This window comes from Allobosea sp. FBZP-16, assembly GCF_002831785.1.
GTDB lineage: Bacteria > Pseudomonadota > Alphaproteobacteria > Rhizobiales > Beijerinckiaceae > Allobosea > Allobosea lupini.
The window spans coordinates 1-22,286 of sequence record NZ_LNCQ01000055.1 but is presented as its reverse complement, the minus strand read 5'-3'; the positions used below and the strand labels follow the sequence as shown (position 1 = coordinate 22,286).

Below are 22,286 nucleotides of genomic sequence, written 5' to 3'. Positions count from 1 at the left end.
TCGGTACTAATTCCGGCGGGAGTGTCGCATTTTTGCGGCAGTTGCGAATTGAAAAGCGGCCGGTTCCTCTCGCATCATTGGCGAGACGGGCTGCGAAGCTTATGATTTTAAATCGAGTGCCGAGGCTGGGGCGATGCCTGGGCGTGACTAGAGTCCGCACAAGAGGCGTCCAGTGATTGTAACGCGACCGACCTTGAAGAAGACCGCGAGCCGGCTGCTGCTCGCCGGCATGCTGGGAGCCGTGACGGGCTCGCCGGCGCTGGCGCAGACGATGGAAGCGGCGCTGGGGCGTGCCTACGCGTCCAATCCGACGCTGAACGCACAGCGCGCCGCAGTGCGCGCCACCAACGAGAACGTGCCGCAGGCGCTCTCCGGTTATCGGCCGCGCATCACCGCATCCGCCGATATCGGCGCCAGCATCACCGAGAGCGACACGCCGGCCGGCGCCCAGAGCAGCACGCACAGCCGCAATCTCTCCCGCCTCAACCCACGTGGCGCCGGCGTCCAGATCGACCAGAACATTTTCGACAGCGGCAAGACCCGCAGCTCCGTCAGCCAGGCCGAATCGCAGGTGCTGGCGGCGCGCGCGACGCTGCGCAACACCGAGCAGAACGTCCTGCTCGACGCGGCGACGTCCTATATGAACGTGCTGCGCGACACGGCGATCCTCAACCTCAACCGGAACAACGTCGAGGTTCTGGAGGAGCAGCTGCGTCAGACCAGGGATCGCTTCCAGGTCGGCGAGGTGACGCGTACCGACGTAGCCCAGGCCGAGGCACGCCTGTCCTCGGCGCAGTCGCAGGCGATCCTGGCCGAATCCAATCTCAAGACCTCGATCGCGCGCTTCCGCCAGAATGTCGGTACCGAGCCCAGGCAACTCGCTCCCGGCCGTCCGGTCGAGAACCTGCTGCCGAAGTCGCTGCCGGCCGCGCTGAACGGCGCCTTGCAGGCGCATCCGGCGATCATCGCGGCGCTGCACGGCGTCGATGCGGCAGAGCTGCAGGTCAAGGTCACCGAGGCGGATCTCGGTCCCACGGTCGGCGTACGCGGCCTGGTGACGCAGCGCTACGACAACCAGTTCTTCGGCGACAACCGCACCTCGGCCAGCGCGGTCGCGACCCTGACCATCCCGATCTACGAGGGCGGGCAGGTCTATTCGCGCACCCGGCAGGCCAAGGAGACGGCCGGGCAGCGCCGGATCGAGGTCGACACCTCGCGCGACACGGTTCGTGCCGCCGTCGTCTCGGCCTGGGGCGCGCATGATGCGGCCAAGGCGCAGATCACCGCCGCACAGGCACAGGTGCAGGCGGCCGAGACCGCGCTCGCCGGCGTGCGCGAAGAGGCCAAGGTCGGCCAGCGCACCACGCTCGACGTGTTGAACGCCCAGCAGGAACTGGTCAGCGCCCGCTCGACGCTGGTCACGGCACAGCGCGACCGGGTCGTGGCGTCCTATGCCGTCCTCTCCGCGATCGGCAAGCTTTCGTCCGAGACGTTGAAGCTCAGGGCCGAGCACTACGATGCGCGCAAGCACTATGATCAGGTCAGGGGCCTGCTCTGGGGCACGCAGACGCCGGACGGACGCTGAGCCGGCGCGCTCGAGCATGTCCGCGCGTCTTCGACACGCGGACATGCTTCCGCGCTTTGCAGCGCCGTAACCTTCCCGCGCGTCCGGTATCCGCTTCGCTCGATCATGCTCTGAAGCCGGCGCGGCGCAGCGCCGGAGCAACACTCCGGATTTCTCCTGTGGGCCGGCCTCCAGGCGCCTTGCCTGCCGGTTTTCCGATGAAATACTCATGCAGCGGGGCGCACTGATTCCTGAGGCGTCTCTTGCGTCGAGTGACCGGAATCAGCATGAGCGCGCAGCCCAAGGCCAATGAACCTTCGATGGAGGAGATTCTCGCCTCCATCCGGCGGATCATCGCCGATGACGAGAAGCCTGCCGCGCCGCCGGAGGAAGCTGCTCCGGAGCCGGTCGCACTGGCGCCGCAGCCCGAGCCGGAACCCGAACCAGAGCCGGAGCTGATCGAGGACGACGTGCTCGACCTCGGTGCCGAGGCCGAGCGCATCGTCGAAGAGCCGGTTGACGAGCCGGTTGCGGCAGCTGCGGACGACATCGACTTCGTCGAGCCGCAGGCAGCGGCATTGCCCGAGCCCGAACCGGAGCCGCCTCAGCCCCAGGCCTTCGTGCCGCCGCCGATCCAGCAGCCGCCGTTCCAGCAGCAGCCGGCACCGCCGATGGACATGGCAGCGCTGATTTCCGACCAGACCGGCGCAGCCGTGCACAACGCCTTCGGCGCGCTCGCGAACACCGTGCTCAGCAACAATGCGCGCACGCTGGAGGATCTGGTCAAGGACATGCTCAAGCCGATGCTCAAGACCTGGCTCGACGACAACCTGCCGGCCATGGTCGAGCGGCTGGTGCGTGCGGAGATCGAGCGCGTCGCCCGCGGCGGGCGACGCTGAGGGTTCTTGAGAATTGCCGCGCCTCTCCGAAGCACTGCAATTCTCCCGGTCTTTGCTTTATCGGAGTTTCTTCACGCGAGCCGGTGCCGCTTCGCTCGACGATCCGACGCGATAACGACGTGATAGATCATCGTGATCGCGTCGGATCGGACGTGCGATGATCTAGCGGCGCCCTTTCCGGACGGGTGCGCGGCGTGGCCCGAAGGCCCCGCCTTCGTTGAGGCTCTGGATAGCGTAGCCGGCGAGCGCCATCAGCGCGGTCTGAGGGCCGAGCCGCGAGACCAGAAGCTGCATGCCGAGCGACAGGGGACGGGGGTAGCGGCCGGACGCCGCTTCCGACGCGACCCAGGCGCCGACCAGGTGAACGAGAAGTCTCATTATCGCCCCCTCAGAGCAGGACTTTGCGGTTGCTGCCGAGATCGGGCCGCGAGCCGGTGATCGCCGCGGCCGCCATCTTGACCGACGTCACGATCTTGCCGGGACTGTCCCAGAATTCAGCCAAGGTGGGCCGCACCTTGAGCACGCGAATGTTGGGATCATCCTTGCTTTCCCAGAAGGCACGGGCAGCCGGCGACCAGAGCTCGGCCACGCGATCGCGGTCATCCAGCAGGTTGCCCGTGCCGGTGACGGAGACATATTTATACGAGCCGTTGTCGCCGAAGCAGAGGCAGACATTCTCGTTGATCTCGATCTCGTCGTCCTTGTGGGAGCGCAGATCGGTGAGGAAATAGATCGCATCCTCGTCGCGGTGGGCGTGGGCGCTCATCGGGCGGGCGCGCAGCTGGTCGCCATTGCCGTCATGGCTGACGAGCATGCACAGGCCGATCTCCTCGATCAGCTCCCAGGCGCGGTCCTGGTCGGTCTTCCTGGTCATCGGGGCCTCCTTACATGGTTCTATGCCCAACTGGCGTCGGGCCGGTCTGTTCCCGCGGAACGCTTGGGCAGGATCCGCGTTCGAGAGGGCATGCGGCGCCAAAGCGCGCGCCTCGTCTGGAGTGTCCCCCAATGAAGAAGCCCGCCTCGCGGATCGACATGCCGTCGAACGCCAAGAATGAAGTGATCGCCATTCTCAACGAGCGCCTGCAGGACGGCATCGATCTGGCGCTCGCCACCAAGCAGGCGCACTGGAACCTGAAGGGGCCTGGCTTCATCGGCGTGCATCTGATGCTCGACGGCTTTCGCAAGGAACTGGACGAGCATGTCGACACCGTCGCCGAGCGCGTGGCCCAGCTTGGCGGCACCGCCCTTGGCACGACCCAGACGGTGGCGTCCGGCAGTAGCCTGAAGCCCTATCCGACGGATATCGTCGCCGTGAAGGACCATCTCGATGCGCTGATCGAGCGCTACGCCGGCGCCGCGAACAGCGTCCGCGATGCGATCGACAAGACCGACGAGGCGGGGGATGCCGGCACCGCCGATCTGCTCACCGCCTACTCGCAGAGCCTCGACAAGGCGCTGTGGTTCCTGCAATCGAGCGCCGCCTGAACACCGACAAGGCCGCCATGCATCGAAATCGTTGACGGGACGCCCGTCGGTGCGCTCTTAAGACCGCAGACCTTTTTGGCTTTCGTTTTTGCGGCCGGGGCAGGTTCCCCGGCCGTTTGGCGTTCGAGCAGAGCGATGATGGACAAGACATTCGAGCCGGCCTCCGTCGAGGCGCGCATCAACAAGGCCTGGGAGGAGGCGGACGCCTTCAAGGCGGGCCGCGGGGCGGCGCCTGGCGCCGAGCCTTATTGCATCGTGATCCCGCCGCCGAACGTCACCGGCTCGCTGCATATGGGCCACGCGCTCAACAACACGCTCCAGGACCTGCTTTGCCGGTTCGAGCGCCTGCGCGGCAAGGACGTGCTCTGGCAGCCCGGCACCGACCATGCCGGCATCGCGACGCAGATGGTGGTCGAGCGCAAGCTCGCAGCCGAAAACAAGACCGACCGCCGCACGATGGGCCGCGAGGCCTTCCTGGCCGAGGTCTGGAAGTGGAAGGAGGAGTCGGGCGGCACGATCGTCAACCAGTTGAAGCGCCTCGGCGCCTCCTGCGACTGGTCGCGCGAGCGCTTCACCATGGACGAGGGGCTTTCGGCCGCCGTCCTCAAGGTCTTCGTCGGCCTGCACAAGCAGGGGCTGATCTACCGCGCCAAGCGGCTGGTGAACTGGGATCCGAAATTCCAGACGGCGATCTCCGACATCGAGGTGCTGCAGCTCGAGAAGACCGGCTCGTTCAAGTGGCAACGCGGCGGCGAGGAGGCGTTCGACGCCGGCAAGCTGGAAAAGGCGCTGGCCAAGGATCCGAACGGCCATCTCTACTATTTTGACTATCCGATCGCGGGCGCCACCTACGATCCGGAGAATCCTGCGACCTACATCACTGTCGCGACGACCCGGCCGGAGACGATGCTCGGCGATACCGGCGTCGCGGTGCATCCGGAGAACGACAAGCTCAAGGGGCTGATCGGCAGGAACGCCGTCCTGCCGCTGGTCGGCCGCGTCATCCCGATCTTCGGCGACGACTATGCCGATCCGGAGAAGGGCACCGGCGCGGTCAAGATCACCCCGGCGCACGACTTCAACGACTTCGATGTCGGCAAGCGCAATTCGCTGAGGGTCGTCAACATTCTGGACGGTGAAGCTCGCATCCTGATTGAGGACAATGCCGACTTCCTGGAAGGCGCTGCGCCCGAAGCCGAGACGCTGGCGCTGCACGGTCTGGACCGCTTCGCGGCGCGCAAGGCCGTGGTCGGGCTGATGGAGGCGCGCGGCCTGCTGCGCAAGGTCGAGCCGAACACCCACACGGTGCCGCATGGCGACCGCTCGGACGTTGTGATCGAACCCTGGCTGACCGACCAGTGGTATGTCGACGTCCAGCCGCTGGCGCAGCGCGCGCTCGCGGCGGTCAGGGACGGCAAGACCCGGATCACGCCGGAAAGCTGGACCAAGACCTACAATGACTGGCTCGAGAACATCGAGCCCTGGTGCGTCTCGCGCCAGCTCTGGTGGGGCCACCAGATCCCGGCCTGGTACGGGCCGGACGGCGAATGCTTCGTCGCCGAGTCGGAGGCAGCGGCGCAGGGGCTGGCGCTTAGCCATTATGGCGGGCCGGTCGAGCTCAAGCGCGACGACGACGTGCTTGACACCTGGTTCTCGTCGGCGCTGTGGCCGTTCTCGACGCTGGGCTGGCCGGAGGAGACGCCGGAGCTCAAGCGCTACTATCCGACTGCCACCCTCGTCACCGGCTTCGACATCATCTTCTTCTGGGTCGCCCGGATGATGATGATGGGCCTCAATTTCATGGACGAGGTGCCGTTCCGCGACGTCTATCTCCACGCGATGGTTCGCGACGAGAAGGGCGCGAAGATGTCGAAGTCGAAAGGCAACGTCATCGACCCGCTGGTGCTCATCGACACCTATGGCGCGGATGCGCTGCGCTTCACTTTCGCGGCGATGGCGGCGCAGGGGCGCGACATCAAGCTGGCGACTTCGCGCGTCGAGGGCTACCGCAATTTCGCGACCAAGATCTGGAACGCGGCCCGCTTCGCCGAGATCAATGGCTGCCTGCGGGCGGAGGGCTTCGATCCGGCGACGGCGACGCTGCCGCTGAACCGCTGGATCCTGTCCGAGGCGGCGCGTACCGCCGATGCGGTCGCCGCCGGCATCGAGAGCTTCAAGTTCAACGAGGCGGCCGATGCGGCCTATCGCTTCGTCTGGGGCCAGTTCTGCGACTGGTATCTCGAACTGTCGAAGCCGGTGCTTCAGGCCGAGGAACTGGACGCGGCCGGCACTGCGGCGCGGGCGGAGACGCAGGCGACGGTGGCGCATGTCATCGACCTGATCTGCCAGCTGCTGCACCCGTTCATGCCGTTCCTGACCGAGGAGCTCTGGGCACAGAAGGCCCATGCCGGCGCGGCGCGCGCGGTGCCGGCAGGGGAGGCGGGTCTGGTCTGCCTGACGCGCTGGCCGGAGTTGTCGGCGCTGGTCGACGAGACGGCCGAGGCCGAGATCGGCTTCGTCGTCGATCTCATCTCCGACATCCGCTCGATCCGCTCGGAGACCAATGTGCCGGGTGGGACGCAGGTGCCGCTGGTGCTGGTCAAGGCGAGCGCCGCGACGAAGGCGGCGGTCGAGGCCTGGGCGCCGATGATCGAGCGGCTGGCGCGGCTTTCCGCGATCGAGTTCGCCGATGAGGCGCCCGGCCAGTCGGCGCAGATCATCGTGCGCGGCGAGGTCGCGGCGCTGCCGCTGGCCGGGATCATCGATCTCGACGCCGAGCGCGGGCGTCTCAACAAGGAGCTTGCCAAGCTCGACCAGGATATCGCCGCGGTCGAGAGGAAGCTCGGCAATCCCGACTTCATGGCGCGCGCGCCGGAAGAGATCGTCGAGGAGAACCGCGAGCGCAAGGCAGCGGCGGAAGCGCGCAAGCTCAAGATCGCGGAGGCACTGGAACGGCTCGCCTGATCCGCTACTGTCACGTGCGCGTCAGGCGAAACTTGGTATGGTTCCAGGCAACGAGCCTGGAGCCCTGCCATGTTCCGCCGCAACGCCTTCGGCCAGTTCAGCGTCGATGATTTCCTGACCGAGGCCGGCACGCCGTCGCGGCGGCGCGTCCTGACCGGACTCGCGGCCTCCGGCCTCCTGCTGACAAGCGGTGGCGTCATCGACCAGCGCGTCTGGGCCAATCCGGTCTTCGCTGCCTATCCGTTCGGGCTCGGCATTGCCTCGGGCGACCCTTCCGCCGATGGGTTTGTGATCTGGACCAGGCTGGCGCCGCTTCCGCTCGCCCGCAATGGCGGCATGCCGATGAAGGCGGTCGAGGTCGCCTATGAGATCGCGACCGAAGCCAATATGCGCGGCAATGTCCAGCGCGGTACGGCACTGGCGCGGCCCGAGCTCGGGCATGCGGTCCATGTCGAGATCGCCGGCCTCCAACCCAATCGCGACTATTTCTACCGCTTCAGCTGCGGCGGTGAGCGGACCATGATCGGCCGCGCCCGGACGCTGCCGGCTGCCGGCGCGAGCCTCGAGCGCGTCAATTTCGGCGTGCTCGGCTGCCAGCGCTACGAGGACGGCTTCTTCACCGCCTTCCGCCATGTCGCCGACGAGCGCTTCGATTTCGTCTTCCACTATGGCGACTACATCTACGAGTACCGCATGGTGAGGCCGAACGAGCGGCCGCTGCCGGTGGCACGGGTGATGCCGGGCGAGCCCGACGAGATCTACACGCTCGCCGACTATCGCCAGCGCTACGCCATCTACAAGATGGATCCCGACCTCCAACTCGCCCATGCCTCGGCGCCCTGGATCGTCTCGTTCGACGACCACGAGGTCGACAACAACTTCGCCGGGATGGTCTCGGAGGAGAACATCCCGCCGGAGATCTTCGCGCTGCGCCGCGCCGCCGGCTTCCAGGCCTGGTACGAGCACATGCCGCTGCGCCGGACCTCGCTGCCGAACGGGCCGTGGATCCAGGCTTATCGTCGCTTCCAGTTTGGCGATCTTGCCCAGATGGAAGTGCTAGACACCCGCCAGTTCCGCAGCGACCAGCCTTGCGGCGACGGCTCGCACGCAGCCTGCGCCGACGCGCTGAAGCCCGAGAACACCATGCTCGGCGAGAAGCAGGAGGCCTGGCTGGGCGAAGGCCTGCGCGCCTCGCAGGCGCGTTGGAGCGTTCTGGCGCAGCAGGTCATGCTCATGCGCCACGACCGCGATCCGGACCCGGAGAAGACCGGCTACAGCATGGACAAGTGGGACGGCGCCGTTGCGGCGCGCAAGCGGCTGTTCGACACGCTGGAAAGCGCCCGGATCGGCAATGCCGTGGTGCTGACCGGCGACATCCACCAGAACTGGGCGGGCGAGCTCAAGGCCGATTTCGACGATCCGAGATCGAAGACGCTCGGCGTCGAGTTCGTGTCGACCTCGATCACCTCGGGCGGTGATGGCGCCGACATGACCAAGGCGGGGCAGGCGGGGCTGAAGAAGAACCCGCATATCGGCTTTTTCAACAACCAGCGCGGCTATATGCGCCACAGCCTGTCGAAGGATCGCTGGCAGGCGGATTACCGCGTTCTCGACAAGGTCACAGTGGCCGGCGCTGCGGTTTCGACCCGGGCGAGCTTCGTCGTCGAGGCGGGGCAGCCGGGTATGAAGCCGGCTTAGTGAACCGCATGCGGGGCGCGGCAACCAGCATGCCTCTGCGACGCCATGAACCTGTCGTCATATTGACTCTAGCCCAAGAGATTAGTGGCCTGACCGCGACAATTGAATTAATGCATGGGACGCAGGGCAGCCCTGCAACCGGCGCGAGAACCCAGGAACGGTTTTCCCTACATGCTCAAGCGTGCTTACGACTGGTGCGTTTCCTACGCGTCTCACCCTGCCGCGCCCTGGCTGCTCTTCGCCATCACCTTCGTCGAAAGTTCGGTGAGCCCGCTGCCACCGCTCCCGCTGCTGATCCCGATGTGCATCGCGCGGCCCGACCGCGCCTGGGTCTATGCCGGCGTCTGCTCGCTCGGCGCCGTCACCGGCGGCTATCTCGGCTATGCGATCGGGGCGCTGCTCTATGAATCGGTCGGCGCCTGGCTGATCGGCATCTACGGCCTGCAGGAGAAGGCGGCCCACCTGATCCACACCTCGCAGGACTACTGGTTCTGGGTGCTGCTGACCAAGGGCCTGACCCCGATCCCGTTCAAGATCGTCACGATCATGTCCGGCTTCCTGCATTTCGACATCTGGAAGTTCACCGTCGGCATGGTGATCTCGCGCGTCACCTTCTTCGCGATGATCGCGGTGGCGCTGCGTTACTATGGCGACGACATCCGCATCTTCATCGAGAAGCACCTGCCGATGACGGCGCTGGCGCTGGTGGTGGTCGTCGTCGGCGGCTTCTTCGTGCTGCCGATGGTGCTCTGAGCAGACAAAAAGCCCTCAGACCTCCGCAAGCGCTGATCGACCGGCTGCTCGCCGCCTGACCTTCGGGCGGCGATGCCTTATGGTCGCCCTGAACGATGCAGCGCTGGAGGGTTCGATGCGCCCACTCCAACGATCGGATGGCGAGGCATGAGCGCCCGCCGCCCGGATCTCGCCGAACTCGATTTCGCCAATTTCGCCCGGCAGTTCGACCGTTGCCTGCGGCAGGACAAGGTCATCGCCTTCTCGCGCTGGCGCGACATCGTCGAAGCGGTGCCGCCCGGCCTGAAGGATTTCTTCTGGCGCGTCGTCGAGGCCCATCTCAGCCCGGCCGCGGAGACGCGGCTGCGCGGCCTGCGCGACTGGCGCGACTTCCATGGCGAGGTCCTCGACACCCGCTTCCGACGCCCCTCCGCCGAGCGCCCGCAGTTCCGGACGCCGAAGCAGGAATTCGATTCCTATTCGGCGATCTTCTGGCGCTTCGGCTCGACCGATGCGCGCTTCGACCAGAGGTTCGGCCGCCTCGTCCTGCTGGCATTGCGCAAGGAAAGCAGCACGATCGCCAATCGCGGCAAGGGCTCCTATGACGACCTTGTCGTGGTGATGCGCCGGACCGGGCGCTTTCGCGAGCTCGCGAGCTTCCCGATCTGCACCGAGCCGGGCGCCCAGTACTCGCAGCGCGCCAGCGGCGGCGATGCGCGCTACAAGGGCGTCAAGTTCAGCAAGGCCGACGGCGTCGACATCAACAAGGACGGCATCAAGGATGCCGGGCGCCTGACCGAGGGCACCTACCAGTATTTCGAGAAGAAGGGCGGCTTCCTGGGCGACCGCGCCTTCCAGGTGAAGAGCACGCAGGTCGCCGAGCGCGACACCGACGGCGACGGGCGCTTCACACAGGACGACAAGAGCCGGATCGACCCGTCAGGGGCGGGGACCAGCATGTATATTCACCGTGGCGGGGCGGACAATGTTCTGGAGCCCAACACCTGGTCGGCCGGCTGTCAGACCATCCCGAAGAATCGCTACCCGACCTTCCTCAAGGCGGTCGGGACCCCCGGCGCCTTCTACTACGTGCTGGTCAATGCTGCGTCCTGAAGCCCTTGCCGCCGGCCTGGCCATCGTCCTGCTCGCCGTTCCTGCCGTGCGGGCGCAGTCGGAGGGCGTCATGCCGGCGCCGGCCGGGCAGGTCGCCTGCTCCTTCGGCGCCTTCGTCAGCGAGACCGACCCGGCGGGGCTGAACGTCCGCGCCGGCCCGGGCACCAATCACAAGGTGGTCGGCACGCTGCCGCCGGTGAAGCTCAGCGGCGACGATCCGCCGGTGCGCGCCATGGTCGAGGTCGAGGTTTCGGCCGGGGCCAATGGCTGGTTCAGGATCGCCAAGGCGCGCGACAACGAGATGCTGATCGACGCGCCGCCCCGGCCGATGTTCAAGGGTTCGGGCTGGGTCAGCGGGCGCAAGCTGACGGTGAAGTCGCAGGCTGCGGCCGGCCGGCTGCGCCCGGACGCCAAGGCGCCGGCTGTCCTCTCCGGCCAGGACGGGCTGAGCTTCGACGGCGACGCCTTCGTCCAGAACGGCCGCGTCCTCGGCTGCAGCGGCAAATGGGTGCTGGTCGAGTACGGCTTGCCGGCAGATAGCGAGGCCCTGTCGGGGCTCGAAATCAGGCCGGCGGCTAAGGCAGGGGCCGAGGCCGGCCGCGTCCGCGCCTGGGTCGACCGGATCTGCGCGACGCAGGAAACCAGCTGCGACGGCGGCTGAAAGACTTCTGCTTGTCATCCCGGACAAACCGCGAAGCGGTGCCGATCCGGGATCCATGCCTGAGCTTATCCGAAAAAGGTTCAGGCATGGGTCCCGGGCCTGCGCTGCGCTTTGCCCGGGACGACCATTTTGGGGGTGATCAAATCGGCCGGAACACCACGCTGAGATTGTTCGCCGGCATCGGCGTCACCTGCGGCTCGCCTAAGCCGGCGGCTCGCGCGAGTTCGGCGACGGCCTCGAGCTCGCGCAGGCCCCATTTCGGATTGCGCCGGCGCAGGCTGTCGTCGAAGACGGCGTTGCTCGCCGCCAGTGGCACGTCGTGCTGGCGATAGGGACCGTAGAGATAGAGCGGCCCCCCTGCCGGCAGCAGTTCCGCTGCGTGCCGAATCAGCCCCTCGGTGGCGGCCCAGGGCGAGATATGGATCATGTTGATGCACAAGATCGCATCCGCCTGCGTGACCGGCCAGCGTGGCGCCATCGCATCGAGCCGGATGGCCGGGCGCAGGTTCGGCAGGGTGCTTGTGCGCGCCCAGGCGTCGATGCTGGCCAGCGCAGCCGGATCGGGGTCGCTCGGCTGGAAGCTCAGGTCCGGAAAAGCGCCGGCGAAATGGACGGCATGCTCGCCGGAGCCGCTGGCGATCTCCAGCACGAGCCCTTGATGCGGAAGCACTTGGCGGAGCACGGCAAGGATCGGCTCGCGGTTGCGCTGCGTCGCCGGGGCCAGCTGGCGGGGATCATGGTGATGGAGATCGTCCTGGGGCATCGTCTTCTCCCATCGCGTTCGGCCGTCAATGCGTTATAAGCGGCAAAGAAGCAGGCCGATAGCGAGCGCGGTCCTGCAGCACCCGAGCTGGTTTTGTTAACGGAGATTCTGGTCGTCATCGTCCTCACCGTCATCAACGGTGTGCTTGCCATGTCGGAGCTTGCGGTCGTCTCATCCCGCCCGGCACGGCTGAAAGTCCTGAGCGATCAAGGCAGCAAAGGCGCCGCGAAGGCGATCCGGCTCGCCGAGAATCCTGGCCGCTTCCTCTCGACGGTGCAGATCGGCATCACGCTGGTCGGCGTGCTGTCCGGCGCCTTCTCGGGCGCAACGCTTGGTGCGCGCCTGTCGGAATGGCTCGGAACGCACGGATTGTCGAGTACGGCTGCCGATGCACTCGGCGTCGGCACCGTCGTCGTCCTCATCACCTATCTCTCGCTGATCATCGGCGAACTGGTGCCCAAGCAGATCGCCTTGCGCGATGCCGAGCGCGTCGCCGCGCGCGTCGCGCCGGCGATGGTGGTGCTGGCCAAGGTTGCCTCGCCACTGGTCTGGTTGCTCGACACGTCGGGCAAGCTGGTGCTGGCGCTGCTCGGCCAGAAGGGCGAGCCGGAGGAGACGGTGACCGAGGAGGAGGTCCGCACCATCATCGCCGAAGCCGAGAATGCCGGCGTGCTGGAGCGCGACGAGCGCGAGATGATCTCCGGGGTCATGCGCTTTGCCGACCGCTCGGCCCGCGCATTGATGACGCCGCGGCGCGAGGTCGAGGTGATCGACCTTGCCGATGCGACCGACGAGATCAAGGCCCAGGTCCGGGCCACCAAGCGCTCGCGCCTGCCGGTGCAGGACGGGGAGGCCGACGCGATCATCGGCGTCGTCACTGTCAAGGACATGTTCGACGCGCTCTCGGACGGTGACGGCCGCGACCTGCGCAGCCTCGTGCATGAGGCCCCGGTGGTGCTCGACACCAGCGGGGCGCTCGACGTGCTGCGCGCCATTCGCGCGTCAAATGTCCATCTCGCGCTGGTCTTCGACGAATACGGCCATTTCGAGGGGATCATCACCTCGAGCGATGTGCTCGAGGCGATCACCGGCGCCTTCCAGGAGGACGAGGCCGACGAGCCGGCGATCGTCCCCCGTGCCGACGGCTCCTTCCTGGTCGCCGGCTGGATGCAAGTCGACGAGTTCTCGCACGAGCTCGGCATCCATGTGCCGCGCGACGCCGACTACCAGACCGTTGCCGGCTTCGTGCTGGCCGAGATGAATCGGCTGCCCAACGTCGGCGAGAGCTTCGAAAAAGGCCATTGGCGCTTCGAGGTGGTCGATCTCGACGGCAGGCGGATCGACAAGCTGCTGGTCAGCCGGATCGATTGAGAAGCTCTCGTAATCCTCATCCTGAGCGCCCAGCCGAAACGAGGTTGGGCTCCGACATTCATCACGGTGTCATCCCGGACAAGCCGCGGAGCGGCGCCGATCCGGGATCCATTCCGGCGCCTATCCGATAAAGGTTCCGGAATGGGTCCCGGGTCTCCCTCCGGTCGCCCGGGACGACCCGCGTTTATTTTGGCAAGAGGGAAGCGAGCGATTGTTGACCCTGTCTCAATGCAGTGATCTAAACTTGCCGCAGGGGCCAATCGCGACCGCCCCGTGAGGCGTCAGCCCAAGGATCGCGTCCACACTCCTTCGCTCAAGGATGGACGCTCATGTCTTCCAACATCCAGATCACGCCTGCGCAATTGTCTCGGCTCGTCGGCCTGCCCGATGCGCCCACCCTGGTCGATGTCCGCATCGACGAGGACGTTGCCGCCGATCCGCGCCTGCTGCCGGCGAGCGAACGGCGCAGCCATCGCGACGTTGCCGCCTGGGCCTTGGCCTATGCCGGCCGCAAGGTCGTCGTCATCTGCCAGCGCGGGCAGAAGCTCAGCGAGGGCGTCGCCGCCTGGCTGAGGCATGAGGGCGTCGCGGCGGAGAATCTCGCGGGGGGCTTCGAGGCCTGGCGCGAGGCGGGCGGGCTGCTGGTCGAGACCGGCAAGCTGCCGCAGCGCGATGCAGCCGGGCGCACGCTCTGGGTGACGCGGGCGCGGCCGAAGGTCGACCGCATCGCCTGTCCCTGGCTGATCCGCCGCTTCGTCGATCCTCACGCCGTCTTCCTGTTCGTCTCGGCTTCGGAGGTCGCGGATGTCGCCGACCGCTTCGGGGCGACGCCGTTCGATATCGACGGCGTGTTCTGGAGCCATCGCGGCGAGCGCTGCAGCTTCGACACGATGATCGAGCAGTTCGGGCTGTCGTCGCCGGCGCTCGACCAGCTCGCCATGATCGTGCGGGCGGCCGATACCGCGCGGCTCGATCTCGTGCCGCAAGCGGCCGGCTTCCTCGCGGCGTCGCTCGGCCTGTCACGGATGTATCGCGACGATCTGGCACAGCTCGAGGCCGGCATGCTGCTCTACGACGCCTTCTATCGCTGGTGCCGCGACGCGGGCGACGAAACCCATAACTGGCCGTCCGCGCCGGGAAAGATCTGAGGACCGGGCGATGACGACTGTGACGAATGAAGGGGCGGCGATGGCCGCCCCCGCCACGCCGACCCTCACCGAGGCGACGCGGGTCTGGCTCAAGATCGGCCTGCTCTCCTTCGGCGGGCCGGCCGGGCAAATCGCGCTGATGCACAAGGAGCTGGTCGACGAGCGCCGCTGGATCGGCGAGCGCCGTTTCCTGCATGCGCTCAACTACTGCATGCTGCTGCCCGGCCCGGAGGCGCAGCAGCTCGCCACCTATATCGGCTGGCTGATGCACCGCACGGTCGGCGGGCTGATCGCAGGGCTGCTCTTCATCCTGCCGGGCGCACTGGTGATGTGGGGCCTCTCGCTGCTCTATGTGCTCTATCGCCAGGTGCCGCTGGTCGATGCGCTCTTCTTCGGCGTCAAGGCGGCGGTGCTCGCCATCGTCATCGAGGCCGGCCTGAGGATCAGCAAGCGGGCGCTGAAAAACCGGGCGATGATCGTGATCGCGATCGCCGCCTTCCTGGCGCTCTTCCTGCTCAAGGCGCCTTTCCCGCTGGTGATCTTCGGCGCGGGGCTCGTCGGCTGGCTGGGCAACCGCTGGGCGCCGGCCCTGTTCGGTGGCGGTGGCCATGCCGGCAAGGACGGCGCGCCGGAGTTCAAGGGCGTGGTCGACCTGATGTTCGAGCGCGGCGAGCTCACCCATACCGAGCCCTCGGCGGGGAGGGCACTGCGGGTGCTGGCGCTCTGGTTGCCGCTCTGGCTCGGGCCGGTCGCGCTGCTCTGGGTGCTGCTCGGCGGCGGCAATGTCTTCACCCAGATCGGCGCCTTCTTCAGCGCCATGGCGGTCGTCACCTTCGGCGGCGCCTATGCCGTGCTCGCCTATGTCGCGCAGGCGGCGGTCGAGACCTATGGCTGGCTCGTCGCCGGCGAGATGGTCGACGGGCTCGGCCTGGCCGAGACGACGCCGGGGCCGCTGATCCTGGTGCTGCAGTTCACCGGCTTCCTCGCCGCCTGGCGCGGGCATGGCGGGCTCGATCCACTGGTCGCCGGCAGCCTGGGCGGCCTGCTGACGGTCTGGGTGACCTTCGCGCCCTGCTTCCTCTGGATTTTCCTCGGCGCGCCCTACATCGAGGCGCTGCGCGGCAACAAGGCACTCTCGGCGGCGCTGACGGCGATCACCGCCGCTGTCGTCGGCGTCATCGCCAATCTCGCGCTCTGGTTCGGCCTGCATGTGCTGTTCAAGGCCGTGCGGCCGGTCGTGATCGGCCCGCTCGCGCCGGATCTGCCGGTTTTGGCTTCGCTCGACTGGCGGGCGGCGCTGCTGGCGGCTTTAGCGATGATCGCGCTGCTTCGCTTCAAGCTCGGCATGGTGCCGGTGCTGGCGGCCAGTGCGGCAGCGGGCGCTGTGCTGGTGCGGCTGACCGCGTGAGCGGGATTGTTGCACAGTTTGGAATTCTGAACTGCCCGCAGCGGTGATTGCGATCCGTCGCTGAAATGGTCATCTCGACCGGCGGAGGCACCCGAGATGACCCACCGTTTCCTAGAGATCGCGACGACACCGGCCGTGAAGGCTGCCCAGGAAGCACAGGGCAGCCGGCGCAGCTATGCAAGGCAGGAGGCGGGCGAGCCGCATCATGACCGGCTCGGTGAGGCCGAGGCCGGTTTCATCGCGGCGCGCGACTCCTTCTACCTGGCGAGCGTGTCGGAGACGGGCTGGCCCTATCTGCAGCATCGCGGCGGTCCGGAGGGCTTTCTGCGCGTGCTCGACGAGACGACGCTCGGGTTCGCCGACCTGCGCGGCAACCGGCAATATCTCAGCCTCGGCAACCTATCGGCCGATGACCGACTCTGCCTGTTCCTGATGGACTACGGCCATCGGGCGCGATTGAAGATCTTCGGCCGGGCCAGCTTTCACGATCTCGCCGCCGAGCCGGAGCTGGCGCAGCGCCTGATCGTGCCGGGCTATCGCGCCGTGCCGGAGCGCGGCGTCACCATCAAGGTCGAGGCCTTTGACTGGAACTGCCCGCAGCACATCACGCCGCGCTTCAGCGAGGCCGAATTGGCGCCGGCGCTCGCGCCGGTGCGGCAGCGTCTGGAAGAGCTGGAGGCGGAGAATGCCCGGCTGCGGGCCGAACTTGGGGCCCGCGCCGGCGCTTAACGGCGTTCGCCCGGCTCGATCACCCGGTATTCGGCGTCGACGATCTCGCCACGCGCCGTCTCGGGCCGCCTGCGCTCGAATGGGTTCTGCGGATCGATGCCGGCCGCGCGCATGCGGCGGCGCATCTGCCAGGCGGCGAAGGCACCGCCGGCGATGACGAGCGGCACGAGGATCAGTGCCAGGCTGGCCGCGACCAGGAAAATCAGCACGCCGACGACAAAGGCACCGGCCATGACCAGCCAGCTCGCCCAGCGGGGCAAGCGGACCAGGCGGGCGCTGGCGGCGTTGTTGAGGTCGATACGGATCATTGGCTCGTTTCGTTTCGTGTCACCCGCGCACAATCTAGGAAGCGAATGCGGCGTTGACGAGATCGGCCGTGCCCGGGCGATGACGATTTCGTCAGGACGGCGCGCGCCAATCATAGATCCAGGCGTGGCGCTTGCGCATGCCGTCTGGACCCATGCGGCGCATGGCGAAGTCGCGGGCGAAGCTCCAGGGCCGGCCGAGATGATAGGCCTCGCCGTTCTTGCGGCTGGCCTGCTGGACCCGCGTGGCACGTTCGGTCCGCGCCCCGGCATAGGCTGCCAGCGCCGCCGGTACCGCGGCTGATCCTTCGCGCGCCAGCCGCATCGCAAGCTCATGCGCCAGCACGGCAGCGTCCTCGATGGCGAGAGCCGCGCCCTGGGCCAGGAAGGGCAGGATCGGATGGGCGGCGTCGCCGAGCAAAGCGATGCGGCCCTTCGCCATCCTTGCGGGCGCGCGGTCGTAAAGCGACCAGATCCGCCAGTTCGGCGCGCGCTCGATCAGGTCGCGCAGGCCAGGGCCGGCAGTGCGGGCGATCTCGGTCAGCTGCGAGGCGTCGCCCTCGCGCGACCAGCCGGGCCGTGCCTCGCGCGCCGCGCGAATCAGGACGAGATTGATCTCCTTGCCGCCGGAGACAGGGTAATGCACCGCATGGCGGGCGGAGCCGAGATGCAGCGCGACCGCCGGGCGGCGCAGCGCGTCGGGCAAGCCTTCCGCCGGGATCAGCGAGCGCCAGGCCTCCCAGCCGGTGAAGCCGGGCTCGCCCGCATCGCCGACGAGGGCGCGGGCGCGCGACCAGAGCCCGTCGGCGCCGATCAGGGCCATGGCCTCGACCGCCTCGGTACCGCCGCTTTCGCTGCCGAGCGTGACGGTGACGCCTTCCTCGGTCTCATGCGCATCGACGAGGCCGCGGCCGATGATCCAACGGATGTTCGGCAGGGTTCTGGCCGAATCGAGCAGGAGCTGGTGCAGATCGGCGCGCTTCAGCGAGCGCGAGGGCGTCGCGCCTTCGACCGGCGGCGCGAAGGGCATGGCGAGCAGAGGCTTGCCGCCGCCCCAATGGCCGATCGCCAGCGCCTCGGGCCGAATCGCAGCGCGGCGCAGGGCAAGGCCGAGATCGAGCGATTCGAGCACGCGCCCGGCATTGGGCGAGACCTGGATGCCGGCGCCGGCCTCGTCGAAGCGGGTGCGCTTCTCGGCGATCGCGACGGGAATGCCGCGGCGGGCGAGCGCGATCGCGGCGGTCAAGCCGCCGATGCCGGCGCCCGCGATGAGGATCGGGAGAGTGGCCACGATGTCATGTCCTGCCGCGCCCCCGGCAGGATATCCTCACGCCGCCTTGGCGGCGGTGTCGTGGTATTCGCACTCGGCCGGCTTGCTGTGGCCATGGCCGACCGACGGCTCGTATTTGAACAGCGTCGAGCAATAGGGGCAGACGATCTCGTCGTCGGAACCCATGTCGAGGAAGACGTGCGGATGGTCGAAGGGCGGCTTGGCGCCGATGCACATGAACTCGCGCGCGCCGACATGGATCACGGCGACGCCGGGATCATTGTGGAAATGCGGGGTGCCGTGATCGGCCATGGTTTTCGTCCTTGCAAATTCGGCGGCACCATAATCGTTCGCCGCGGGCTGCGCCAGCGCGCGTGAAGCAGACCGACATCGCTGCTGCCGTGACCTGTCGCCGCTGCGCGCGACGAGGCGATCAGGGTTGGCGGGCGCAGCTCTGGCCGATCCCGCGCGCCTGCTCGGTTTCCGCCGGACTGAGCGCATCGGCGAGCGCCTTGACCCAGAGATTCGCCTGTTTGAGACCGTCCATCGAGCAGCCGCAGACGCGCTCGCAGATCTCCTTCGGCGTGCCGGTACCGGTGCAGGAGCGCTCACAGGCGGTCAGGAACGGTGCGGCCTCGGCATCCGGAAGCTTCTGCGTGGCCACCTGGCCGGTGGCCTGCATGAACAGGAACAGCGCGCCGATGAAGAGCGGCTGGTGGACGAGATAGACGAACAGGCTGTTGCGGCCGCTGAGGACGATGACCTTGGCGGGGGCGGACGTCGCCCGCCAGTTCGCCCAGAAGCTGCCCGGCGCTTTCGGCAGAGCTGTCCGCGCCAGCACCATGCCGGCGAGCACGCAGCCGAACCAGGGGAAGACCGGGACGAAATCGGCAGTGAGCGGCCAGGGGCCGAAGCCGAGGAAGGAGAGCCAGTCCTGGGTGAAGACGTTGTGACCCAGGATGAAGGGCAGGGCGAACACGATGACTGCCGTGATGGCGATGACCACCGTCGGCAGGAACAGGAAGGGCAGGGCCAGCACGCTCGCCAGCGCGATGTGATGCAGGATGCCGAAGAAGATGAAGACATCCGGCAGCGCGAACCAGGTCGCGGAGGTGACGAGGACCGCGGCGCAGGCGATCAGGGCGACACGGCGCAGATAATTGCCGCGGTCGAAGCCCTTTTGTGTCGCCAGCACCAGGCTGAAGCCGACGATCACCAGGAAGGAGCCGGCGATCAGCCGGGCGAAGGCGCGCCAGGCCGGATCGGTGACGACGTCGACCCGGATCAGCCGGAAATAGGAGAGATCGTAGGCGAAGTGGTAGACGAACATCGCGAGCAACGCGATGCCGCGGGCCAGATCGACCAGTTCGATACGGCCGCCGGCCGAGGATTGGGCTTGCTCGCTCATGGTCTCGTCATAAGCGGCGCGCGGCGTCGCGGGAAGGGGCGGCCCTTCCTCATCAACTTGCGCGAGTCATCCCGGACGTAGCGAAGCGGAGATCCGGGATCCATTCCGGAGCTTGTCCGATAGAGGGTCCGGAACGGGTCCCGGGTCTCCCGCCGGTCGCCCGGGACGACCAGCGCCCAGGTGAGAGGATGCTACCCAAAGCCGCGCCGCCATGGCAGACCAACCCGACGATCACAGCAAGCTTGGCGGCAGGGCCGATGCAGACATTCGATTCCGACGGCGTGCAGATCGCCTATCTCGACCTCGCCCCGACCGGCGAAGGCACCGGCGATCCGATCGTGCTGATCCATGGCTTCGCTTCGAGTCATGCGGTGAACTGGGTCAACACGCAGTGGACGAAGACGCTGACCCATGCCGGCCGGCGCGTCGTGCTCTACGACAATCGCGGCCATGGCCGCAGCCAGAAGCTCTACGATCCCGAGGCCTACCATTCCAACATTATGGCCGAGGATGCGCGCCGGCTGATGGACCATCTCTCGATCGAGCGCGCCGACATCATGGGCTATTCGATGGGGGCGCGGATCTCCTCGCACCTGACGCTCGCCCATCCCAAGCGCGTGCGCTCGCTGCTGCTGGGCGGGCTCGGCATCCATCTGGTCGAGGGGGTCGGGCTGCCACTCGGCATCGCCGACGCGATGGAGGCGCCTTCGCTCGCCGACCTGTCCGATCCGATGCAGCGCATGTTCCGCGCCTTCGCCGAGAACACCGGCAGCGATCTCAGAGCCCTCGCGGCGTGCATACGCGGCACGCGCCAGACGCTGAGCAAGGAGGAGGTCGGCCATATCGCGGTGCCGACCCTGGTCAGCGTCGGCACGAAGGACGACGTCTCAGGCTCCGGCCCGGAGCTGGCGGCGCTGATCCCGGGCGCGCAAAGCTTCGCCATCGAGGGGCGTGATCATAATCTCGCGGTGGGCGATCGTACGCACAAGCAGGCAGTCGTCGAGTTCCTGGCCCGCCGACCGTAGAACAACGTTCTCCTCAGGTAGAATATTATTCTACGCCAATGGCTTGCGACACTTGCCTCGCAAATCGATTCTTGTTCTTTGCGGCTTGATTCAGCTAGAAGGCGGCACCACGTGCTCTGGCGCGAGCTGATCGCACCAGATTGATCTACGAGCGAACCGTAGCGGAGAACGCCATGCCATCCGGGCGCCCGAATATCGAGATCCGCGATCCAGCCACCGGCCTCGACCGTGTCGATCCCGTATGGTCCCGCCTGCGCAACGAAGCCGAGCTGGCGATCGCGAGCGAGCCGGCGATGGCGAGCTTCGTCCTGGCGACGATCTTGAACCAGCCGAGCTTCGAGGCCGCGGTCGCCCATCGCATCGCGGCGCGGCTCGGCCATGGCGCCGTGCCGGCAGAGCTGATCGCGCAGGCCTTCGACGAGGCGATCGACGCCGATCCCGAGATCGGGCAGGGCATCCGCGCCGACGTGCTCGCCGTGCTCGACCGCGATCCCGCCTGCTACCGGCTGATCGAGCCGGTGCTCTATTTCAAGGGCTTCCACGCGCTCCAGACGCACCGCCTGGCGCATTGGCTGTGGCGGCAGGACCGGCGCGACTTCGCGCTCTATCTGCAGAGCCGCTCGTCGGAAGTGTTCCAGACCGACATCAACCCGGCTGCCAAGATCGGCAAGGGCATCTTCCTCGATCACGCCACCGGCCTCGTCGTCGGCGAGACCACGGTGATCGAGGACAATGTCTCGATGCTGCAGGACGTGACGCTGGGCGGCACCGGCAAGCAGGGCGGCGACCGCCATCCCAAGATCCGCAAGGGCGTGCTGATCGGCGCCGGCGCCAAGATCCTCGGGAACATCGAGGTCGGGCAATGCGCCCGCGTCGCCGCCGGTTCGGTCGTGCTCGCGGCGGTGCCGCGCAACACCACGGTCGCCGGCGTGCCGGCCAAGGTGGTGGGCGAGGCCGGCTGCGCCGAGCCCTCGCGCTCGATGGACCAGATCCTGGCCGGCGATTGCGGCGGCGGCATCTGAGGCCGCGCCGAAACTCTATTCCAGCCCTCATCCTGAGGAGCGGACGTCAGTCCGCGTCTCGAAGGATGGTCCAGCTGTTTCCGGAGCTTCCTGAAGCATCCTTCGAGACGCCGCTGCGCGGCTCCTCAGGATGAGGGCTGTAGATATGGCCCCTTAGCTCTCGACGAGCTTCTTCTTGTGGTCGTCGAGATGGCCGAGATCGCGCTCGGGATCGAGCCGGTCGCGCACGCGCTGCTTGAGCTGCTTCACATCCGGGAAGCCGCCATCGACGGTGCGATCCCAGATCAGATCGCCATTGTAGTGGATCTGGAAGATGCCGCCGGTGCGCGGGATCAGCACGACCTCGCCGAGGTCCTGGCCGAAGGTCTGCAGCAGCTCCTGCGCCATCCAGGCTGAACGGAGCAGCCAGTTGCACATGCTGCAATAGGTGATGGTGATGCGCGGGCCGGGCTGGGGTTCGGTCATGGTCCACTCCGAAGCGGTGCCGGGCGAGGGCCGGCGGGTTCGAAAACGCTTCTGCCGCCATGGCATCGCCAGGGCAAGCGGCCCGCGCGGGCGACGCTCTGGCGCGATACTTTGCCTTTGGCTTGCATCCTGCCCCAAAACCCCCTAATGCGACCGCGTTTTCCGGCCCTGCGCGGGCGTCGTCAGGAACTAAGGTGTCATGGCCAAAGAGAAGTTTGCTCGGACGAAGCCGCACTGCAACATTGGAACGATTGGT

22 protein-coding genes are annotated in these 22,286 nt (G+C 67.2%); 14 read left to right on the top strand and 8 right to left on the bottom strand.

Annotated features, from left to right (window positions below):
- Window positions 1–193: 193 nt before the first annotated feature.
- Together CXY91_RS26800 and CXY91_RS31190 are read left to right on the top strand one after the other, a co-directional pair.
- Window positions 194–1,585, top strand: coding sequence for a TolC family outer membrane protein (locus CXY91_RS26800; RefSeq protein ID WP_244544000.1), 1,392 nt, complete (start codon window positions 194–196; stop codon window positions 1,583–1,585).
- Between the two features lie 266 nt (window positions 1,586–1,851).
- Complete coding sequence (locus tag CXY91_RS31190; RefSeq protein WP_167561747.1) at window positions 1,852–2,463, top strand: PopZ family protein; 612 nt, start codon at window positions 1,852–1,854, stop codon at window positions 2,461–2,463.
- Between the two features lie 162 nt (window positions 2,464–2,625).
- Here CXY91_RS31190 and CXY91_RS26790 read toward each other — a convergent pair whose 3' ends face one another.
- Window positions 2,626–2,841 carry a hypothetical protein gene (locus tag CXY91_RS26790; protein WP_091841260.1) on the bottom strand — a complete coding sequence of 72 codons (216 nt, stop codon included), beginning with the start codon at window positions 2,839–2,841 and terminating at the stop codon, window positions 2,626–2,628.
- Between the two features lie 10 nt (window positions 2,842–2,851).
- The gene (locus tag CXY91_RS26785) at window positions 2,852–3,337 is read right to left on the bottom strand and encodes a pyridoxamine 5'-phosphate oxidase family protein (RefSeq protein ID WP_091841263.1); all 486 of its coding nucleotides are present in this window, start codon (window positions 3,335–3,337) and stop codon (window positions 2,852–2,854) included.
- A 131-nt stretch (window positions 3,338–3,468) separates the two neighbouring features.
- Here CXY91_RS26785 and dps point away from each other — a divergent pair, with 131 nt between their 5' ends.
- The 6 genes from dps (at window position 3,469) to CXY91_RS26755 (ending at window position 11,116) form a co-directional block, all read left to right on the top strand.
- Window positions 3,469–3,948: a DNA starvation/stationary phase protection protein Dps gene (gene dps / locus CXY91_RS26780; protein ID WP_100964881.1), complete on the top strand. Its 480-nt coding sequence runs from the start codon at window positions 3,469–3,471 to the stop codon at window positions 3,946–3,948.
- A gap of 135 nt (window positions 3,949–4,083) precedes the next feature.
- On the top strand, window positions 4,084–6,912 hold the full coding sequence (locus CXY91_RS26775; RefSeq protein ID WP_100964879.1) for a valine--tRNA ligase: 2,829 nt from the start codon (window positions 4,084–4,086) through the stop codon (window positions 6,910–6,912).
- Between the two features lie 69 nt (window positions 6,913–6,981).
- On the top strand, window positions 6,982–8,610 hold the full coding sequence (locus tag CXY91_RS26770; RefSeq protein ID WP_100964877.1) for an alkaline phosphatase D family protein: 1,629 nt from the start codon (window positions 6,982–6,984) through the stop codon (window positions 8,608–8,610).
- 171 nt (window positions 8,611–8,781) lie between these two features.
- Window positions 8,782–9,363, top strand: a complete 582-nt coding sequence (locus CXY91_RS26765; RefSeq protein ID WP_091841274.1) for a YqaA family protein — start codon at window positions 8,782–8,784, stop codon at window positions 9,361–9,363.
- A gap of 147 nt (window positions 9,364–9,510) precedes the next feature.
- Window positions 9,511–10,455, top strand: coding sequence for a hypothetical protein (locus CXY91_RS26760; RefSeq protein WP_091841277.1), 945 nt, complete (start codon window positions 9,511–9,513; stop codon window positions 10,453–10,455).
- Window positions 10,442–11,116 carry an SH3 domain-containing protein gene (locus CXY91_RS26755; RefSeq protein WP_100964875.1) on the top strand — a complete coding sequence of 225 codons (675 nt, stop codon included), beginning with the start codon at window positions 10,442–10,444 and terminating at the stop codon, window positions 11,114–11,116. The genes CXY91_RS26760 and CXY91_RS26755 overlap by 14 nt, the downstream gene beginning before the upstream one ends.
- A 139-nt stretch (window positions 11,117–11,255) precedes the next feature.
- Here CXY91_RS26755 and CXY91_RS26750 read toward each other — a convergent pair whose 3' ends face one another.
- Window positions 11,256–11,879: a DUF938 domain-containing protein gene (locus CXY91_RS26750; RefSeq protein WP_100964873.1), complete on the bottom strand. Its 624-nt coding sequence runs from the start codon at window positions 11,877–11,879 to the stop codon at window positions 11,256–11,258.
- A gap of 93 nt (window positions 11,880–11,972) precedes the next feature.
- Here CXY91_RS26750 and CXY91_RS26745 point away from each other — a divergent pair, with 93 nt between their 5' ends.
- From CXY91_RS26745 to CXY91_RS26730, 4 genes are all read left to right on the top strand, one after another.
- Entirely contained in the window at window positions 11,973–13,250 is a 1,278-nt protein-coding gene (locus tag CXY91_RS26745) for a hemolysin family protein (protein WP_100964871.1), read from the top strand.
- Window positions 13,251–13,579: 329 nt separating this feature from the next.
- Window positions 13,580–14,398: a chromate resistance protein ChrB domain-containing protein gene (locus CXY91_RS26740; RefSeq protein ID WP_100964869.1), complete on the top strand. Its 819-nt coding sequence runs from the start codon at window positions 13,580–13,582 to the stop codon at window positions 14,396–14,398.
- 10 nt (window positions 14,399–14,408) lie between these two features.
- The gene (gene chrA / locus CXY91_RS26735) at window positions 14,409–15,806 is read left to right on the top strand and encodes a chromate efflux transporter (RefSeq protein ID WP_100964867.1); all 1,398 of its coding nucleotides are present in this window, start codon (window positions 14,409–14,411) and stop codon (window positions 15,804–15,806) included.
- A 96-nt stretch (window positions 15,807–15,902) separates the two neighbouring features.
- Window positions 15,903–16,535, top strand: coding sequence for a pyridoxamine 5'-phosphate oxidase family protein (locus CXY91_RS26730; RefSeq protein ID WP_091841292.1), 633 nt, complete (start codon window positions 15,903–15,905; stop codon window positions 16,533–16,535).
- Here the strand turns inward: CXY91_RS26730 and CXY91_RS26725 are convergent.
- From CXY91_RS26725 to CXY91_RS26710, 4 genes are all read right to left on the bottom strand, one after another.
- Window positions 16,532–16,843, bottom strand: coding sequence for a hypothetical protein (locus tag CXY91_RS26725; protein WP_091841294.1), 312 nt, complete (start codon window positions 16,841–16,843; stop codon window positions 16,532–16,534). The genes CXY91_RS26730 and CXY91_RS26725 overlap by 4 nt on opposite strands.
- 91 nt (window positions 16,844–16,934) lie before the next feature.
- The gene (locus CXY91_RS26720) at window positions 16,935–18,131 is read right to left on the bottom strand and encodes an FAD-dependent monooxygenase (RefSeq protein ID WP_100964865.1); all 1,197 of its coding nucleotides are present in this window, start codon (window positions 18,129–18,131) and stop codon (window positions 16,935–16,937) included.
- A 36-nt stretch (window positions 18,132–18,167) separates the two neighbouring features.
- A complete protein-coding gene (locus CXY91_RS26715) occupies window positions 18,168–18,422 on the bottom strand; it encodes a zinc-finger domain-containing protein (protein WP_100964863.1) in 255 nt (84 codons plus the stop codon).
- Window positions 18,423–18,543: 121 nt separating this feature from the next.
- The gene (locus tag CXY91_RS26710) at window positions 18,544–19,518 is read right to left on the bottom strand and encodes an acetyltransferase domain-containing protein (protein WP_100964861.1); all 975 of its coding nucleotides are present in this window, start codon (window positions 19,516–19,518) and stop codon (window positions 18,544–18,546) included.
- A gap of 257 nt (window positions 19,519–19,775) precedes the next feature.
- On the opposite strand from CXY91_RS26710, the gene CXY91_RS26705 reads away from it, so the two are divergent.
- Both CXY91_RS26705 and cysE read left to right on the top strand, forming a co-directional pair.
- Window positions 19,776–20,543, top strand: a complete 768-nt coding sequence (locus tag CXY91_RS26705; protein WP_100964859.1) for an alpha/beta fold hydrolase — start codon at window positions 19,776–19,778, stop codon at window positions 20,541–20,543.
- 173 nt (window positions 20,544–20,716) lie between these two features.
- Window positions 20,717–21,565 carry a serine O-acetyltransferase gene (cysE, locus tag CXY91_RS26700; RefSeq protein WP_100964857.1) on the top strand — a complete coding sequence of 283 codons (849 nt, stop codon included), beginning with the start codon at window positions 20,717–20,719 and terminating at the stop codon, window positions 21,563–21,565.
- A 153-nt stretch (window positions 21,566–21,718) separates the two neighbouring features.
- Here cysE and CXY91_RS26695 read toward each other — a convergent pair whose 3' ends face one another.
- Window positions 21,719–22,030: an Rdx family protein gene (locus CXY91_RS26695; RefSeq protein WP_100964855.1), complete on the bottom strand. Its 312-nt coding sequence runs from the start codon at window positions 22,028–22,030 to the stop codon at window positions 21,719–21,721.
- Window positions 22,031–22,286 lie beyond the last annotated feature (256 nt).